The 18,416-nt window shown below is 32.7% G+C and carries 19 protein-coding genes; 9 read left to right on the forward strand and 10 right to left on the reverse strand.

Going from position 1 to position 18,416, the window contains the following annotated elements; genetic code table 11:
* Nucleotides 1–23 precede the first annotated feature (23 nt).
* The gene (locus tag JEP36_RS01565) at nucleotides 24–779 is read right to left on the reverse strand and encodes a hypothetical protein (protein ID WP_198619655.1); all 756 of its coding nucleotides are present in this window, start codon (nucleotides 777–779) and stop codon (nucleotides 24–26) included.
* A gap of 361 nt (nucleotides 780–1,140) precedes the next feature.
* Between JEP36_RS01565 and JEP36_RS01570 the strand changes: the two genes are divergently transcribed.
* The 4 genes from JEP36_RS01570 (at nucleotide 1,141) to JEP36_RS01585 (ending at nucleotide 3,820) form a co-directional block, all read left to right on the forward strand.
* Nucleotides 1,141–1,326, forward strand: coding sequence for a ParD-like family protein (locus JEP36_RS01570; RefSeq protein ID WP_198629832.1), 186 nt, complete (start codon nucleotides 1,141–1,143; stop codon nucleotides 1,324–1,326).
* Nucleotides 1,327–1,350: 24 nt separating this feature from the next.
* Entirely contained in the window at nucleotides 1,351–2,127 is a 777-nt protein-coding gene (map, locus tag JEP36_RS01575; protein ID WP_100158067.1) for a type I methionyl aminopeptidase, read from the forward strand.
* Between the two features lie 271 nt (nucleotides 2,128–2,398).
* Complete coding sequence (locus tag JEP36_RS01580; RefSeq protein WP_198625545.1) at nucleotides 2,399–2,737, forward strand: antiterminator Q family protein; 339 nt, start codon at nucleotides 2,399–2,401, stop codon at nucleotides 2,735–2,737.
* 219 nt (nucleotides 2,738–2,956) lie between these two features.
* A complete protein-coding gene (locus tag JEP36_RS01585) occupies nucleotides 2,957–3,820 on the forward strand; it encodes a lipase family alpha/beta hydrolase (RefSeq protein WP_198629803.1) in 864 nt (287 codons plus the stop codon).
* Nucleotides 3,821–3,896: 76 nt separating this feature from the next.
* Here the strand turns inward: JEP36_RS01585 and JEP36_RS01590 are convergent, their stop codons facing one another.
* The gene (locus tag JEP36_RS01590; RefSeq protein ID WP_109372538.1) at nucleotides 3,897–4,337 is read right to left on the reverse strand and encodes a hypothetical protein; all 441 of its coding nucleotides are present in this window, start codon (nucleotides 4,335–4,337) and stop codon (nucleotides 3,897–3,899) included.
* Nucleotides 4,338–4,657: 320 nt separating this feature from the next.
* Here JEP36_RS01590 and JEP36_RS01595 point away from each other — a divergent pair, with 320 nt between their 5' ends.
* Nucleotides 4,658–5,395 carry a phosphatase gene (locus JEP36_RS01595; RefSeq protein WP_109372537.1) on the forward strand — a complete coding sequence of 246 codons (738 nt, stop codon included), beginning with the start codon at nucleotides 4,658–4,660 and terminating at the stop codon, nucleotides 5,393–5,395.
* A gap of 74 nt (nucleotides 5,396–5,469) precedes the next feature.
* Here the strand turns inward: JEP36_RS01595 and JEP36_RS01600 are convergent, their stop codons facing one another.
* The 5 genes from JEP36_RS01600 to JEP36_RS01620 form a co-directional block, all read right to left on the reverse strand.
* The gene (locus tag JEP36_RS01600; RefSeq protein WP_198619653.1) at nucleotides 5,470–7,068 is read right to left on the reverse strand and encodes a methyl-accepting chemotaxis protein; all 1,599 of its coding nucleotides are present in this window, start codon (nucleotides 7,066–7,068) and stop codon (nucleotides 5,470–5,472) included.
* Between the two features lie 701 nt (nucleotides 7,069–7,769).
* A complete protein-coding gene (nqrE, locus tag JEP36_RS01605) occupies nucleotides 7,770–8,369 on the reverse strand; it encodes an NADH:ubiquinone reductase (Na(+)-transporting) subunit E (RefSeq protein WP_109372536.1) in 600 nt (199 codons plus the stop codon).
* A 334-nt stretch (nucleotides 8,370–8,703) separates the two neighbouring features.
* On the reverse strand, nucleotides 8,704–9,294 hold the full coding sequence (gene cyaB, locus JEP36_RS01610; RefSeq protein WP_232797438.1) for a class IV adenylate cyclase: 591 nt from the start codon (nucleotides 9,292–9,294) through the stop codon (nucleotides 8,704–8,706).
* Between the two features lie 188 nt (nucleotides 9,295–9,482).
* Nucleotides 9,483–9,863, reverse strand: coding sequence for a DUF2628 domain-containing protein (locus tag JEP36_RS01615; protein ID WP_023582416.1), 381 nt, complete (start codon nucleotides 9,861–9,863; stop codon nucleotides 9,483–9,485).
* A gap of 315 nt (nucleotides 9,864–10,178) precedes the next feature.
* Nucleotides 10,179–10,613, reverse strand: a complete 435-nt coding sequence (locus tag JEP36_RS01620) for a universal stress protein (RefSeq protein ID WP_072062602.1) — start codon at nucleotides 10,611–10,613, stop codon at nucleotides 10,179–10,181.
* A 700-nt stretch (nucleotides 10,614–11,313) separates the two neighbouring features.
* Between JEP36_RS01620 and ftnA the strand changes: the two genes are divergently transcribed.
* The 4 genes from ftnA to JEP36_RS01640 all read left to right on the forward strand — a co-directional run bounded on the left by ftnA (nucleotide 11,314) and on the right by JEP36_RS01640 (nucleotide 13,942).
* Nucleotides 11,314–11,817: a non-heme ferritin gene (ftnA, locus tag JEP36_RS01625; RefSeq protein WP_075673382.1), complete on the forward strand. Its 504-nt coding sequence runs from the start codon at nucleotides 11,314–11,316 to the stop codon at nucleotides 11,815–11,817.
* Nucleotides 11,818–12,261: 444 nt separating this feature from the next.
* A complete protein-coding gene (copC, locus tag JEP36_RS01630) occupies nucleotides 12,262–12,654 on the forward strand; it encodes a copper homeostasis periplasmic binding protein CopC (RefSeq protein ID WP_023582413.1) in 393 nt (130 codons plus the stop codon).
* A complete protein-coding gene (gene copD / locus JEP36_RS01635; protein WP_198629804.1) occupies nucleotides 12,654–13,550 on the forward strand; it encodes a copper homeostasis membrane protein CopD in 897 nt (298 codons plus the stop codon). The genes copC and copD overlap by 1 nt, the downstream gene beginning before the upstream one ends.
* A gap of 47 nt (nucleotides 13,551–13,597) precedes the next feature.
* On the forward strand, nucleotides 13,598–13,942 hold the full coding sequence (locus JEP36_RS01640; protein WP_109372534.1) for a YebY family protein: 345 nt from the start codon (nucleotides 13,598–13,600) through the stop codon (nucleotides 13,940–13,942).
* 307 nt (nucleotides 13,943–14,249) lie between these two features.
* On the opposite strand, the gene JEP36_RS01645 is transcribed toward JEP36_RS01640, so the two are convergent.
* The 3 genes from JEP36_RS01645 to yebS all read right to left on the reverse strand — a co-directional run bounded on the left by JEP36_RS01645 (nucleotide 14,250) and on the right by yebS (nucleotide 18,220).
* Nucleotides 14,250–14,492: a DUF1480 family protein gene (locus JEP36_RS01645; RefSeq protein ID WP_023582410.1), complete on the reverse strand. Its 243-nt coding sequence runs from the start codon at nucleotides 14,490–14,492 to the stop codon at nucleotides 14,250–14,252.
* A gap of 211 nt (nucleotides 14,493–14,703) precedes the next feature.
* Nucleotides 14,704–17,022 (reverse strand): PqiB family protein, encoded by a 2,319-nt coding sequence (locus JEP36_RS01650; RefSeq protein WP_198629805.1) that lies wholly within the window; start codon nucleotides 17,020–17,022, stop codon nucleotides 14,704–14,706.
* Nucleotides 16,970–18,220: a membrane integrity lipid transport subunit YebS gene (yebS, locus tag JEP36_RS01655; RefSeq protein ID WP_198619650.1), complete on the reverse strand. Its 1,251-nt coding sequence runs from the start codon at nucleotides 18,218–18,220 to the stop codon at nucleotides 16,970–16,972. Before yebS ends, JEP36_RS01650 begins: the two co-directional genes overlap by 53 nt.
* Between the last annotated feature and the right edge of the window lie 196 nt (nucleotides 18,221–18,416).

Genomic DNA, 18,416 nt, shown 5'->3' on the forward strand with positions numbered 1-18,416 from the left:
AGAAGAAATTTAATGGATAAAGATTAAGGGATACAAGGCTCTGGTGCATAGTTACTATTTGGAAAAGGATTTGGTAAATAGCTACATTTCTTCATCATTTGTTGTGAGCCTTCTTCTGATTCAAAAAGTGCAACACCAATTACCCCCATATTTCTTTTATCACCTTGAGCACTATAATTTACATATCCTTCATCAGGAGCGCCAAAGCGAAAAGCGGCAACTTGTTGCTGATTTTTTCTAAAACCTTCAACAAATAAAGTATCTCCAGGTCTTAATAAATAACCTCTATTTTGATAAGAGCCTGCTGTTCCACTAATGACATCTAATCCATCAACAGTAATAACAGCTTCATATATTATTTTATGGCTAGTGTTATGTAAGAAAATAATATAGCGCTCATTCTGTTTTCCATACAGTAAATATTGATTATTCTGTGTGTGATATAATGGCATTATCTTTCTGTATTCAGTCAAGATTGATATCTGTACTGGACTTTCACTAATACGCACAATTTTTGAATAAGAATTGGAAGGCGCTCCATTTTGATAAAATATAGATGTTGTTTGTGAAGGTGTTTGTGATAATCGATACGCTTCAACACTTTCAGTAACAGAAGATAAACTTTCTCCCCATTTTGTTGAAAGGGCTCTATTTTCAGTTTGCTCATTGGCAACACTTAAGCTAGTGGGATAGTTTCTCTCAATTGTTGTACAACCAGAGGTTAGTATTAAAATACTACTCAATAACGAAAGTGATGCGATTGTTTTGAATAGATTCATATTCTTGCTTTCCTTAGTATTTATGCGAGATTTGTTTCTAATTTTTATTAATATCAAATTAGCGTTTACTTTCTAATTTGTCTCTCAGCTAATTCTTAGGATAATCGTATTTAAGATAAACAGCTGTAATTTAGGATAATTTGAGACCAAATATTATTCATTTGTGGGTTGGTGTAATAAAGTAGATGAAAATAAAAAAATGATCTCATTATTTTGAGTTTTTATTTTCTCCTATTTCTCCTTATTTTTTTATTTAGGCATTTTATGCCTATGGCGGTATTGAATAGCAATTGAAAGAAGAAGAGTTTGATTCTATCATAGAACGTATATGTTTTATTATGATTTGTATATAAGGATTGGCGTGGGTATTGTAAAAATTTCTGATGAATTACATGAGTACTTGCGAAAAGCAAGTAATGTGATGTCACGCTCTGTTAATGCTCAGGCAGAGTTTTGGATAAAAATTGGCATTCAAGCAGAATTAAACCCAGATAAGACATTTCCAATGATTATCAATGAAATGCTGGAAAAAGAAGCCATCAAGTAAGACGTAGAATAAGAGGAAAGAAGAGTGGATAAAATAACGATTAAAACGGCTGATGAAATTGAATTAATGCGTGAGTCAGGGCGTTTATTGGCGAAAGTTTTTACAATGCTTGATGATTTTATTGTACCCGGTGTTTCTACACTAGAGATTAACGATAAAGTTGATGATTTTATTGTCAATGAACTTCAATCAAGACCAGCAAGTAAAGGTCAATATGGTTATGAGTATGTGCTAAATACATCTATCAATGAAGTTGTTTGTCATGGTGTACCAAAAGCAGATGAGCGCCTTAAAAGCAAAGATATTGTTAATGTTGATATCACACTAGAAAAAAATGGATTCATTGCTGACTCTAGTAAAATGTATATTATGCCAGAGGCATCTCCTATTGCGCGTAAATTAGCAAAAACAACGTATCAAGCAATGTGGGAAGGTATTAAGGAAGTAAAACCAGGTGCGACATTAGGCGATATTGGTCATGCTATTCAAAGCTTTGCACAAAGTCATGGATATAGTGTAGTGAGAGAATACTGTGGGCATGGAATAGGAAGAGAAATGCATGAAGCGCCACAGGTACTACATTATGGTATAAAAGGACAGGGCGTTGAATTAAAAGAAGGCATGACTTTTACGATTGAGCCAATGATAAATCAAGGCGGCGCTAAAATAAAAACTAAGAAAGATGGTTGGACTGTTGTAACAAGAGATAAAAAGTTATCTGCTCAATCAGAACATACTATTTTGGTAACAGCAACAGGGTATGAAGTACTCACTTTACGTCCAGAAGAAGTATTACCATAATTGCTACTCTTTTATATTTATAGCCATTTTAAGAGAAAATATTTTTATAATTTAAAAATAATTTAATTTTTAATTAAAGTGGCTAGTTGCATCTATTTTATTTTTCATTCCTATCAATAAATTAAGTTAAAAACTCAATATCTTTATAAACCAGAGTTGTAAATTACACGTTGTTCACTATATTAATATCAATATTCATTAAGTGTTAATGGATTATTATCAAATGATTGCAGGATGCGATTATTACTTTATGGAAAATAAGGATGTTAATATGGAAAATATTTCAAAAACTTTAGAAGCGTGGGGATCATGGGTGGCTAATGATCAAAATGCTATTAATCTATTGAATAATAAAGAAATTATTCCAGGGCGTATAAAGTTAAGAAAAAAATGTACTCATCATAATGCTAATATTATTAATGACTTAATGAAAAGATTGATGGCGCACAATAAAGAGGACTATCAGTTGCTTATTAATTATTATGTTTTTGGTAAAACGTTTATTCAGCTTGCAAAATATGATCAATGTTCGGATACATATATTGGAAAAAAACTGAAAAAAGCAGAAGGTATGATTGAAGGTATGCTGATTTTCTCGGGTGCTAATTAAGACTATAAATAAAAAATTAAAATAATGCTTTACGATCGTAAAATAAAGATTAAGCTAAAAACACTTAGAATAATTAAGGTATAAAAATACGATGCTTACTATAATTTTTGTACTTCAAAGTTGTATTTTAAACTTTGTATTCTAAGTGTTGTTTTAAGTATTGCTAATAGGATGTTTAGCAAATTAAATAGATTAATTTAAACCCAAGGAGTGGAAAATATGTCAACTACATATCCAATTATTTTAGTTCATGGTTTATCTGGTTTTGATGATATCGTCGGTTATCCTTATTTTTATGGTATCGCCGATGCCTTAGAAAAAGATGGCCATAAAGTTTTCACCGCATCTCTTTCTGCATTTAACTCTAACGAAGTTCGTGGTGAACAACTTTGGGAATTTGTGCAAAAAATTCTCAAAGAAACGAAAGCCAAAAAAGTAAATTTAATCGGTCATAGCCAAGGCCCATTAGCTTGCCGTTATGTTGCTGCAAAACATGCGAAGAGCATTGCTTCTGTTACTTCTGTTAATGGTGTAAACCACGGTTCAGAAATTGCAGATTTAGTACGACGTATTATGCGCAAGGATAGTGTGCCAGAATATATTGCTGATGCAGTAATGAAAGCTATTGGTACTATTATTTCTGCATTTTCAGGTAATCGTGGCAATCCACAAGATGCTGTCGCTGCATTAGAAGCGTTAACAACTGAAAATGTAACTGAATTTAATAAAAAGTACCCACAAGGGTTGCCAGCTGTTCGTGATGGTGAAGGTAAAGAAATCGTAAATGGCGTTCATTACTATTCATTTGGTAGCTATATCCAAGGTTTGATTGCTGGTGAAAGAGGCAATTTACTGGATCCTACTCATGCCGCAATGCGTGTATTAAGTGCATTCTTTACTGAGCGTGAAAATGATGGCTTGGTAGGTCGTACAAGTATGCGATTAGGTAAACTGATCAAAGATAATTATGCTGAAGATCATCTGGATATGGTAAATCAGGTTGCTGGGTTAGTAGGGCGTGGTGAAGATATCATCGCTATTTATACAAACCATGCGAATTTCTTAGCAAGTAAAAAGCTTTAATTATCCTGTATGCTTGTTGTGAAATAATCTAGTACGAATGGCTCTAATCAATTTAGAGCCATTTTTATTTTTTTTATTATTGTTGGTTAATATCTTTATTAACGCTGACAGAAATAGCATAGCCTAATAAATAAAGTGCTTGCTCTAGACTATCTACTTTTGAGGTTTGATTAATTTCAAGTAAACGCTCTATTTGCGCACTCGTTAAATTCATCTTTCTTGCAAGATCGGATTTTTTTGTCTTTGTTTCTAACATCGCATTATGTAATGCAATTTTTAAACAGCTAATAAGAGGTAAGTAGACAATAAAATCACCATCTTGGGCTTTGGATGGAGCAGGAATAGGCTGTTTACTCGCAATAAACTCCTCAAGACCCACATGTAAAATATCAGAGGCTTCTAGTTCAATATCATCTTCTGTATAAGCAACAGCGTGTATATTATCAAAATCACGGTAGGTAATTTCGTAAGTTTCACTTTCTTTATCAAAATGAGCGACTGCTGGATAGTTGAACATAAATAGCCTTTTATAAAGTTGAAAACTAGGTTTAACATGAAATTACACAATATAATGTGTTTTCAAAATCCCTGTGTATAGTACTAAAGTGAAACTCTATTTATCTATTTGATATTAAATAGTATGTTAAAGATTAAAGCATATTTATTAAAATTTATCTTCATTTCTTGCTAATGTGAGAAAAAGTGCAGTAGATAGTACATTGCTTGTTGGTTATTACGTATTTTTACTGGAATTGATAATTAATTCTAGATAGATCTTATATTCAATAAAAGCCATCTTATCGATGTTCATAAGGTGTTTTTAGAAAGGAGTTGTTTATGTATCCCGTTGATTTACATGCTCATACTATTGCTAGTACACATGCTTACAGTACAGTTAGTGAATATTTCCAGCAAGCTAAAAAGCAGGGAATTCAGTTGTTTGCAATTACTGATCATGGCCCAGATATGGATGATGCACCTCATGAATGGCATTTTTCTAACTTACCTGTGATCCCTCGTATTATTGATGGTGTTGGTATTCTTTATGGTATAGAAGCGAATATTAAAAATATTAAAGGTGAAACAGATTGTAGTGAGAAAATGAGCAAGAAATTAGATATTGTACTTGCTGGTTTTCATGATCCAGTAATGAGTTCATTAGGCCTTGTTGATAATACAAAAGCGTTAATTGCAACAATAGCAAGTGGCTGTGTCCAAATGATTACGCATCCAGGGAATCCGAAATATCCAATAGATATTGCTGAAGTTGCAAAAGCAGCTGCTACTTACAACGTTGCTTTAGAAATGAATAACTCATCATTTATTCATTCTAGAGTAGGAAGTGAGAAGAATTGCATAGAAATAGCGAAAGCAGTGCGTGATGCAGGAGGATTAATTGCACTAGGCTCTGACTCACACATTGCTTCTTCACTAGGAAATTTTGATCGAGTATTAGAAGTATTAGCTCAAATAGATTTTCCACAAGAGCGTATATTAAATGTAACTCCAAGAAGGGTATTAGATTTTCTAGAGTCACATGGTAAAAAAGAGATCCCTGAATTTAGCCATTTTTAATATTGGGTTAAATCAATAATAAGAAAGCTATCCTAAGATAAAGATAGCTTTTATGCTGTGAGTAGACTTAACATTTACTGATGAAAAACAGTTAATTCTTGTTTTAGTCTATCTGATTGTGTTTGCAAAGAATCTAATGAACTGACTAATTCTCGTGTCATTGTTGAGTTAGCTTGTGTGGTTTGATCTAATTGATTTATTGCATCTTCAATTTGGGCAATACCATTACTTTGTTCATTTGTAGAAATAGAAATATCGTGGATCATTTCATTAATATTTTCAGTATGTTTAGAAATATCTACCATATTATCGTTTGCGTCAGCGGCTAGCTGAAAACACTGATTTATTTTTTTACTTGAATTAGCGACAAGTACTTTTATCTCTTTTGATGCCAAATTACAGCTAATAGATAATTCTCTTACTTCTTTAGCAACAACAGCAAAACCTTTTCCATGTTCACCGACTCTTGCCGCTTCTACGGCAGCATTTAAAGCCAATAGGTTTGTTTGGAAGGCGATATTATCGATTGTAGAGGTAATGTCGTTTATTTGTTCAGAGAACGTGACAACTTCATGCATATTTTCAACAACGTTAGCGAGCATTTCATTGCTTTGATGGATCATCGTATCTGTTTTTGTTACTAGCTCACATGATGCTTGTGTATTTTCTGCATGTTGTTTTGATGTAACGCTTAATTGTCGTATTCCTGCGGAGGTTTCGAGTACAGCTGCTGACTGTTGTTCAACACGAATAGCAAGATTATTGTTCATAACAGCAATATCACTTAATTCTGAATTAATAAGACCTGAGCTGTGATTGATGTTATTGACGATCCGTTTTATCTGATCTCGCATTTTTTGAATATTGGCAGTGAGAATATTTATTTCATATAGACCTTTTGTGGTGACATCGGTCGCTAATTCTCCATTACTAATATCTTCGATATTTTTCATTATAGCGTTTAAAGGTGAAATAAAGTTTTTTCGTAGTACAACTTGAACTAAGAAAGAAAAAATAACAATTAATATTGAAATAGCGATTAAGCTATAAATAATTTTATCGTACAGTAATTCTCCTTCACCCAATGAAGCCGTGTAATAATTTTCTAGCTGTTGATGATAGTTAGTATAGGCTTGCTCAAAATTGTCTTGATAGGTTTGTGTTGGTTGATTTAAATACTCGTATGTTTTGCCTTGTTCTAGAAAGGCTAAAAATTCAATGAGCGCGGCATTAAGCTCAGTATATTTCTGCTCTAATTGTTGTATATAACTTTGATCTTCAACATTATGAGGAAAATTCTTGAAACTTTCCCATCCATTTTCAACGTGCTGAAGTTTTTCTTTAGTTTGTTGTAATAATGAGGAGATGTCAGTATTTGCGGTAGCCATTTTATTAATGATTAATAAGTGGCGAGAACTAGCCCTATTTAAGGTATTACGTGTTTGTAGTAGATTTTCCCAAGTATTGCTTAGTAGTGATTGTTCATGGTAGATATTATTTAGTGTGTTTAAGTTTCTCTTGTAATCATTAACTGAAGAGAGAAATAAAACACAAGCTAGCCCAAGAAGTAAGATTAAAGAGCCTGTAATAAGCCAAACTAGGGTGGTTGTTTTTAAACTCGACATATTAAAAGAGACGTTTGGCAAATAACGTTGTTTGAAGTTCTTAAACATGTAATGTTATTTCCTTTTTCATAAAAATATAACTGTGTAATTTATTGATTTTTAAGTTTTATTTTTACTTCCTGTAACTGGTATAGACAAAGAATTAAAAAACAAATGAAAATATGTTTTTAGGTCACTCTTTGATTTAATGCCATATATCCTTTTGATTTTTTCAAATACTAAAAAATAGTATCGGCATTTTATAAATATTCTTTATGCTTATTTATTGTTCTGATTAATAAATTTATTAAATGTATTTATTTGTTTTGTAACACTTTGATTTTTAATTAATTTTTCTTAAATATTAAAAGTTAAAGATAAATAATAAAAATGATATAAAAGAGATCACCTTCGTGGAATATAGTTAACCTGTTGATTTATTATTAACTTTATGTGATTGACTAGTTGATTTTTGAACAATTAGATTTAAATAATGCCAGTGTTTCTATTTATAAAATAAAAAATTAATAATGATTAAAACAGCAATAAATTAAATTATTTTTTGTTTATTTAATAGAACAAATAAGAGAACTTAACGTTATAAATGAGAGAGAAATAAAAAGATTGCAATAGATAAAAAATAAGAAATCAGACGAAATCGCTATAAGCGGAAGGGCTATAATCCCTCCGCCTATAAATAAAGATCACATCGGGAATGATCCTAATGATGTATGAAAATTTCACATAATATTAAAGATAAAAACAAGTTATTAAAGTGAAATGCCAGAGAATGACATAAAACCAAGTGACATTAATCCTACTGTGATAAATGTGATCCCTAATCCTCTCAATCCTTTCGGAATGTCTGAATATTTCATTTTTTCACGTAAACCTGAGAGAGCTATAATTGCAAGTAACCAACCTATGCCACATCCTGCACCATATATCACTGATTCAGTAAAGGTGTAATCACGTTCAACCATAAAAATGGTGGCACCAAAGATAGCACAATGAATAGTCAATAAAGGCAAAAAGATCCCTAATGAATGATAAAGTGAAGGGATAAATTTATCTAAAAACATTTCTAAAATTTGAACTAGTGCCGCTAAAACGCCAATAAAAGTAATATATCTAAGAAAGCTAAGATCAATACCTTCAACTATCGCGTCTTTCTTTAGGATAAAATGATAGATTAAGTTGTTGATAGGTGTAGCAATAATAAGTAAGACAGTAACAGTAAGACCTAGTTTTAATGAGGTTTTTACTTCTTTAGAAACAGCAAGAAAAGTACACATTCCTAAAAAGAAACTTAATGCCATATTCTCAACAAAAGTTGCCTTAATAAAGATATTAAGGTAATTTTCAAGCATAAACCCTCCTGTTAATATATTTTTTTACTAATTCTAGTAAAAACAGTGTATTAATATAAGTGGTATTGCAAAAATATCTTTAAAATTAGATCTAAATGACATTTTTTGACTAAGAGTGAGGTTTATTTAAGATAAGGAAAATAAAATTATTGGATAAATGTAATAAATATAGGATTCAAATAAATCTTCTATTTAAACCCCATTTTTTATTGTTAGTGGGTAAGATAAAAAGCATTAGAAATGACAAAGCATCAATATCTGTTGATAGCATATCGATGCTTAGATGAGAAAGTTTTTAATTATTTTTATAGAGATGTTTACTGAATAAAATTGTTTATGATTTGAGGTTGTTTAACATGAGTGTTTTATAGTTATCTTTCTCAAGATCTTTTTCTGTAAAACCAAATTTTGCGGCTAAATGTCTTAATTGATCCGTGTAGAGTGATAGTTTGCTTTGGTCGTCCGTCATGATAGCAAACTCGGCAAATGAGCCTAATTTATCTAGTTTATCAATCGTGATATGAAACTCATCTAGAAAATAGATTTCTCTTGATTTTGTATAATTGAGAATACAATGGTAGCCAAGTGTCGTAAACATAGAGACTGTTTTTTCTGCATCTTCGATGCGAACGGCTTCACATTGTGATAAATCAGGGCCTTTAACGATAAGAAGATTTATTCCTGAGGGTAGCATTTTTCTTACGCATAAACTGATGGTTGCAGTTGAAAATTCAGTATTATCATGTTCCATGTACCAATCTGTTTCTTTATTCTCAGGTGTAAATAATGTGGCTCCTGATTTTTTTAATTCATTAATAAAATTTTGTGGATTTTGAAGGTGATATTTTAGTTCAGCTTCAAATTTACCTTGAAAGTGTTCAGACATACGTTTTCCCCAATTTAGCGTTAATGAATTATAGCGCATTAACAAGGTGCTCTTCTGAGATAAAAACGAACTTTTAGTGTTATTTCATTATTTTCTATTTTAGTAAATTAGATGAAAATATTTAAATAGAGTAATGGATAAAATTACTATGAAATAAGGATAAGAGGATATAGTGTTATTAAAAAAAAAGATATAAGGGAAAATAAAGGGGCGTTGCCCCTTTATTATTACAGAACACCTTCGAACGGGTTCCAACTTTGATCATTTTTGGTTTCTTTTAAGTAGTATGCATAGTTGGCTGTTATCGCCCATAAAATGTTAACTGCGATACCCACAGCATTGATAACACCATTGTTTACAGGTAAAAAACCAATAATAGTAAAAATGGCAATATTAATAGCAAATAATGTTAATGCCTTGCGCCATAAACCTAAAATAAGAAAGTAAATAAAACCAAAGAAAAATGCCCAGATATTCATTCCAATAAGAATACGTTTACCAAAGGAGAGCTCTTTATAAGCAGCTTTAAATTCTGGCGTTTTAGGTGAGCCATATTTATCAAAAAATGAAAAACGCTCTTGCCATTTTTCAGAAAGTTCTTTATTCATTTTAATTCCTTTTACTCTGTTGATTAAATTTAGCCTTAATAGAAAAGTATCTTTACATAATTTAACATCATGAACAATATAAATTTATTAAGAGATTATTAATATAAGAGTTTATATAAAAAGCATTAAAGTGACTGTATTTCTAGCCATTTTTTAATAATTATCTTATTGCTTCAGAATATATTTTTAATAATTACTCTTAAAAATAAACAGGATAAAATAAAATATCATTTTGAATGGATTTTATGGTGAAAATAATAAGAAATCTGGCTTATGACGAATACCAGATTTCTTATGGAAGCAGGAAGTGGGTGATTAACGCACGACTAATACAGATGATTCTGCGTAACTAACCACTGAAGATGCGGTAGAACCTAGAAGATAAGTTTTCATACCAGGATTACGAGAACCAATGACAATCAGCTCTGCTTGAATTTTTTTTGCGGTTTCTAAAATTTTATCGCGAGGATTGCCTATAGACACGTAAAATTGAGTTGTACTATTGGGAATATCAATGTGCGATAAATTTTCTTTTAGTGTGGATAATGCAATTTCAATACGTTGTTTGTCACTTGCTAGTCTATCTTGGCCTGCGAATGCAAATCCGACAAAAGACTCATAACTTGGAATGACTGATAAAAAATGAATATTCAATTTGTCAGCGACAGACAATGCTTTTAGATGAGACACAACCTTGTCTAATAAACCAAGCTCTGTAAAATCAACGGGTACTAACACTGTTTTTGTCATAGTGGCTCCTAATTAACCTTTTATTATGATTAGGGCTTTTATATTAACTTTTTGTGCATACAAATATGAGTTACCTACTAATCTTATCAGTCAAAATGAAAAACTGCACAAAAATTGGAATTATTTTTATTTTTTGAGAGTTATGTATTTTTTTACGTGAAAAGAGTGAAAAAAACTGCTGTCTGAAAAATAAATATGTAGCAATATCAAATAGAAATCATAAAAAAATAGGGAATGATAACAAGTAATAGAAGGATATTTTATTTTTCTAATGATGATTATTGTAGATATTACGTTGTATATATTTATTGATATAGGGTAAAGCTTATTTTTGAATATTTTTTAATGATTGGAATATGATTTTTATTTAATGCTAATTTTAATTTCTTGGATTATAAAGAAAAAGTTAATAAATATAAAAGCTAAAATTAAAAGTCAAAAGTTAAATATTATATTTATATATTTCAATGCGTTAGGTTGTTTTATGCAATGATTAAATACATGTTTTGTCTTAATGATAATAAATACTATTTAGCTTTTTAATAGTATTAAAACATATTACAAATGAGATTGGTTTTTATTTTTATTACGGCTAGTTAATTGAAAAAAATAAATAAAAGCACACTTAAATAGCTATATTTTTATTTTTAACTGTGCATAATATCCATAATGTTAATTTTCATCGCAAGGGACGTAAAATATGTTACATCAAGATATGATCAACAAATTGAATGAACAGCTAAATCTAGAGTTTTATTCGGCAAATCTGTATTTGCAAATGAGTGCTTGGTGCGACGATAAAGGATTTGATGGGGCTGCTAAATTTTTAAAAGCTCACTCTCGTGAAGAAATGGAACATATGCACCGCTTATTTGATTACTTAAGTGATACAGGTGCAATGCCTTTACTTGGGGCGATTGAAGCTCCACCTGCTGAGTTTTCATCATTATCTGAGTTATTCGATAAAACTTACGAACATGAAAAACATATTACATCTGAGATTAATAAATTAGCGCATGTTGCAATGACAACTCAGGATTATTCAACATTTAACTTCTTACAATGGTATGTTGCAGAGCAGCATGAAGAAGAAAAATTATTCAAATCAATCCTTGATAAATTAGCAATGGTTGGTGACAGTGGAAAAGCTTTATTCTTGTTAGATAAAGATCTGAACACATTATCAACATCTGCACATGTCTAATTATTAATAAAGCTTTAAATAGCCTAAATTAATAAATGAATTATTGCGCTCTGCTGTGAATGAATAGCAGGGCGTTTTTTATTCTTCTATATTACCTATTACCTCCCTTTCTATTGTTGCTATTCTTATCTCTTCTCTTACTTACATTGTCTGTTTTTTACCCTAAAAAATACCTACCCCATGTTATTTATACAGAGTGGTTATTTTACTTTTAGTTGTATTTGGTTATGTATTGAACTGTTTAGACTGTCAATATGGGTATTATATTTTCTCAAAGTGTAAAAATGGGTGATATTTGAAACAGAAACTGGTCTAAATAACATATATTTTGAGTGTTAGTTCACAACCTTTTATTTCTAATATCAAGAAGCGAAGATCTTGACGTAAATTTGCTATAAAATATTTTCATAAATAAAAAAATCACCTGTAATTTAAGAGGTTATTATGTCATTAAATACACTTAAGACATCTTGGGGTAAATTATCGGCTATTGCTGTTTTATTCCTTGGTATGTCATACCAACAAGCATTAGCACACGCACACTTAAAATCACAGTTACCTGCTGAAGGTGCTGCTATTGAACAAGCGCAAGCGCCTAAAGTTATCACACTAGACTTTTCTGAAGGTATTGAATTAGCCTTTAGCAAAATTAAAGTCACTAATAGCGACGGTAAAGAAATTACCGTAGGAAAACTGAGTTTAGATCCTGTTAACAACACTAAATTATTATTGCCTTTAGAAAGTGATTTAGCAGAAGGTAATTATTTAGTTAATTGGAACGTTGTTTCTGTTGATGGGCACAAGACAAAAGGTTCTTATCAATTTAGTGTAAAATAATGACACCTGAAGACGTTTATATTTTATGCCGTTTTTTCCATTTCGTGGCAGTCATGTTTATGTTCGGACTGAGCTTCTCGGCTGCCATTCTTGCAAAAGATAAGTTTATTCCTCTTATTCAAGTCCGTTTGCGCCCTGCATTAGCCATTAGTACTGTCACTGTCTTTATTACGACTTATTTATGGATGGTTGTGCAATCTGGTATTATGGGAAATGGATGGGAAGACGCTTGGTCATTCGAAATATGGAAAGCGGTATTAGGTACTTCATTTGGTCAAGTTTGGCAATGGCAATTGGTATTAGCAATCGTTGCATTAGCCGTTTTATTTATACACCAACGTTATATACGTAACTTCTCTTTATTAATTGTTGCTTCAATTATGTTGATCTTACATGCATCAATTGGTCATGGTGCCATGTTTGCAGGATCAGAAGCGATATTTTACAAAGTTAACCAAAGTATTCATCTTATTAGTGCTGCCTATTGGTTTGGTGGTTTATGGCCATTTGTCGCTTGTTTGCAATTTTTACGGAATAAAGACGAGCTTGCAGATGGAATGATCAAACCTATCATTAGTACAATGAAGCGGTTTTCACTTTTTGGTCATATTGCTGTTTTATTGGTTATTATTACTGGTGTTATCAGTGCCGTTATGTTAATTCCAGAATGGCCAGCAGTACAATTATCATCTGAATATCAAAGTATGTTATGGCTTAAAATTAGCTTAGTGGTGTTAATGTTTGGCCTAGCTGTAATCAATCGTTATGTCTTAGTTCCTCATATCCGTAAGAAAAATAACTTTCAATGGTTGCTAGTAAATAGTTGGTTTGAACTATTACTTGGAACAATGGTTATTTTTACTGTAGCCATCTTTGCGATTAACTCACCCGTATAGATTGTTATATAATCGAAAAAACCTAATTTCTTAAGTGAGACATCCACATGAAACGTTTTTTATTAGCGGGAATGTTAATGCTTTTCTCTTTTCAAGCATTCTCGGCGGCACCTATTTCAACGGTCAGTAAACTTCAATTTGGTGACGATTGGCCATTTACTCGAGAAGAAGTGATGCTCAATTGCCGTGCTGATGGTGCTTGGTTTGTGATTAATCCAGCAACACTGATGCAGTATCCACTTAATGAAATTGCAATGAAACAAATGGAAAGTGGGAAAGTAAAAGCACAGTTAATTGATGTTATTTTACTGCCAGATCCTAATGCACCTGAAAAGAAAAAATCAGTAGAAGTGATACAGAATGCGATTAAGTTGCTCTGTGAGAGTAATTAATCAAGTGATTGATAATATGACTAAGATTTTTTATTTTTATCGTATTGATTTAAATGATAAAAATTAAAAGCAAAGATTTTTTGAATAGAAAATGGTGTGCTACTAGTTTGTTTACTGGATCTTTACATATTGTTAGCTAATATTTAACAGTAGGTTGTGAGATAGAAAAGTCTGAGTTAGTCCTCGATTTTTGTTTATGCAGTAATCAACAATTACTTTTTAGCGCACGGCTCGCAATGAGCCATTTCCCTAAGCCAGATAAATGATTTATCTGGCTTTTTTTATGTTATTTCGCTTTAGCATCTCGTTATGCCACTTTTAAGATCCAGTGGTGATTATCTTTATCATAAGCATGACGATAAAGCAGAATATTTTTATCTTTTAATTGGGCTGGAATACTTGTGTTTTCATCCCATCCATCTAATTGCATGCAAAACTCTTTGTCATAATCACATGGAATATGAATATAAGTTAATTGGTTATCAGAAGAGTGTTTCAAAGTAATATCTTCAATTTCATAGCAAGCAATTTTCAACGTTGTCTTTTTCATAATAAAACTCCGGATTAAGCGATGTCGTGTTGTGTTCTGTTGTGTTTTGTTGGTGGCATTTATTTTAAAGAATGCTTTTTGACCGAACAAAATTAAGCATAGTATAAATGGAATCTATTTCCAAAATATTTTTTGGAAATAAAAAAAGCGGATCATTTTTTGTGATCCGCTTTAAATAAATTATCTGAAATAGGGCAGAATTGTCTAATTTTTAAGGTTTAGGTATTGCTGTTCCCCATTCATCCCAATCTTTGGGTTCTTTATCATTTAAAATGAAATTCTGTTCCTGTTTTGCTTTCGCTTGTAATGGTGTGGAAGGGGGGGTTGCAAAAGTGATCCCCCCGCGTATAAATTGCTTGAATGTACCACTACGAATAACGCCGCCAGTTAAACCAAACGAGAAGTTATATCCCGATGAGAGCCAAAACTCAGTATTATTTCGAACTAGGTATTGGTATTTTTTACTAATACGGATGTGAATTAATACTCTGTCAGACATGTTTCCTAGTTCAAGACCTGTTACGGCGCCAACTTCAAGACCACGGTAGTAAATTGGTGTACCAATTTGTACCGAACCCGCTTCAGTGGCATTTAACACAAGGTTTAATCCATCGAGATAGCGTGAGTCTGTAATGTTAGATGTTTGCAATTCAAATTGACGATATACGCCACCATTGCCTGGTTCTGCTTTAATATAAGGTTGTATAAGTGAATCTAAGTTATCTAATCCTGATGCTGTTAATTCGGGAGTAACAACAGCGAAGCGACTGCCTGATCTCGCAAAGGTTTTGACATAATCAGGGTAGAGAACAGCAGATACAGTCACTGCTTTTCTATCTGGTGAAAGGATTAATGATTCGACTTGTCCAATATCAATGCCTAAATAACGAATAGGCATTCCTTCAGAGAGTTTGCTTGCGTCATATGTTTTTAAAGTAATTTGAGCACCGATAGCTCGTGCGCTAGTTTCTGATGGATAGAGTTTGTAACGTGAAACGTTATTATTGATATTTTCGAAATTATCAAAACTGATTGCGCCTTTTAATGCGCGATTTAGTGGTGTTGCTTCAACAGTTAATCCTGAGCCATTAACAGAGACTTTAGCTGCCCCTTCAGTCCAAAATACACTCTTTTCTGTAAGCAGATGGCGATATTGCTTTGAAATATAAACATCAATATCAAATTCATCCATTAAAGGTCGAACATCAGTAATTTCACCGACTTGGAATTGATGATAAAGAACCACTGAACCTTTTTGTATCCCAGGAAGGCTTGATGCTTTTAAAGTGAGTGTCACGGGTAATTCATTACCATCAACACTGGCTTTAGCAAAAAAGTCGTTACGATAAAGGCGATACTGTTCTTTAGGTGTTCCTTTAGTACCTTGAATAAGATGAATGCCTCCTTCAAGCCATTCTTGAGGTGTCGCACCTTGAACTTCAATGCCATTTAGACCCATATTGACGTTAATTCGGCTATTGGCAACAAATTTACTATTTTCATAAATATAATGTCTATATTCAGGGGCAATAATTGCATCAAAAATAACCCCATCATCACTCATATTACGCTGAATGATTTGTCCAATAGTAATTCCTCTAAAAAGAATAGGTTGTCCTGCATCGACGCCCCAACTTTCTTCACTGGTTAGAGAAATGATTAATCCATCTTCGCCATATATTGCTTTACCCGCATCTACGGAGGTTGCTGATTGTAAAACAAATTGCTGGTTTTCTTGTGCTGGAGGGCTGTTTTCTGGGGAATCAAACGCAATTGCGCCATTGATTAAAGCAGAAACACTTTCCATTTTCACTGATACGCCACTTTTTAAATTGAAATTACCTTGAAAGCCCGAGACGTTCCAAAAATGACTATCTTGGCGAATTAAGTGGGCGTATTGTTTATCAATACTAAGTTCAATAAAAATGCCTTGATTATCAGGGCGAATCGCATAGCTATATACTTTACCAACAGGAACTTGGCGATAATAAACTTGAGAGTCAACATTGAGTGATCCCAGTTTCTCTGTCGTTAGCGTTATTAACTGCTGATTTTTATCAATATTAGCTTGAGGACGAACTTCCTGAGCAATAAATTTAAACTGCTTTTCACCGTCACCCGGTAACATGCTGATATAGTTACCACCAACTAAAGCATCGAGCCCAGATACGCCAGAAAGGCTGGCTTTAGGTGTAACTAACCAAAACTGTGTGTTTTTGCGCAGTGTAGTCGCGAGATCTTTGCGGATATCAGCTGTAACAATAACTCGACGTAAGTCATCGCTTAAAGTGACATCTTTAACAAGACCCACATCAACGCCTTGATAACGAATAGGTGTTCTGCCAGAGACAATTCCTGATGCGGATTGAAAATCAATCGTGATTTGTACGCCTTTATCTTGCCAATGTTGGAAAAGCAACCAACTAGCAATAAAAATGGCGATAACAGGGAGTAGCCAAAATGTCGAAATTTTACGCTTACGGCGTATTTGGGCTTGTGTGTCCTGAACGTCGTTTTCTTCTTGTTGCATAAGTATCCCATAGTAAACGACTATCCAACCATTCAACGGCAAGGATAGTAAGAATAACCGCAGTACCAAAATAAAAAGCCGCTGGTCCCATTGTGAAAGTCATCAATTGATCTCGATTAATCAATGACATCATCAGCCCAATCACAAAGAGATCAAGCATTGACCATCGACCTATCCAAGAGACAAAACGGTATAGTTTCATTCGAAGTAGGGGGTCAATACGAGAATTAAAATGAATGCTTAATAATAAGCCCAGCATAATTATAATTTTGAAAAAAGGCACAAAAACACTGGCAATAAAAACAATAACTGCGATCGGAGTATTGCCTGAATTCACTAAGGAAAGCACACCTGAAAAAATAGTGTCTTCACTACGTCGACCATTTAAATAGAAAATAGAAATAGGTAATAAATTTGCAGGTATGAGTAAAATTATTGCTGAAATTAATGCCGCCCATGTTTTTTGTAAACTCATTGGTTGTCTTGGGGTATAGCAAGATTTACAACGTGGGCAGTGTGTTGATGGTGTTCTTTTAAAATGATAATGACAAGCATGGCAAGTCGCAGGGCTTTTTTCTATTTCTTTTTGTGGATAAAAGCGTTGCCAAAGTTGGTCCATATTAATGTTAATTAGCATTAATAAGCTGAGTATCATTAAAGAAACAAAAGCAATTAAGCCATTGCCAATATAGACGGTTGCATAATCACCTAATTTTATTGTTGCAACACCAAGACCAATCAAATAGACATCTAACATTACCCATTCTTTTAATTTCCCTAACATTAATAAGACTGGGCGAAGATTAAGGCGTAAGCGAGATCCTAAATGAAGATATAAAATAGCGATGGGGAGGCTAAGTGGTGCAGCAATAGCACAAAAAGCTACCATCGTTGCTGTAAGAGGAGAGCCTTGCTCTGACATCATGCGAATACCGTCAAGCACATTCGCCGTTATCATCGTGCCTAATAGATGAATTTTAATTAGTGGCTGAGTAAATGCTATTGATGCCAAAATAAGCATTGTAATAGAGAGAATAAGTAGACGAGTTAATGACCAATATCGATAAGATGCGAGTTTGGCTTGGCAACGTGGGCAATAGGCATCCTCTCCACGCTTCAATGTGAGAGGTAGTGTCACGAGGTGATCACACTCCTGACAGCGTATTGATTTTTTTTCCTTTGTTGCGATATTGTTCACTATGTTGCTCGTTAATTCGCCTAAGTTGGTTTTCTCAAGAGTTATCGTTTGATTAAGCTAAAAAAAAGTACCTATACTCAATGGTTCACAAGTTATCATTTTTATTATATTTATGCCTTTCATTTTACAATACAAAGTGTCTGATTTTTTTTGTGGGTGTTAAGTGAATATTATCGTTTTTTTACCCAATTCTTGA

Source organism: Proteus sp. PR00208 (assembly GCF_016238545.1).
Lineage (GTDB): Bacteria > Pseudomonadota > Gammaproteobacteria > Enterobacterales > Enterobacteriaceae > Proteus.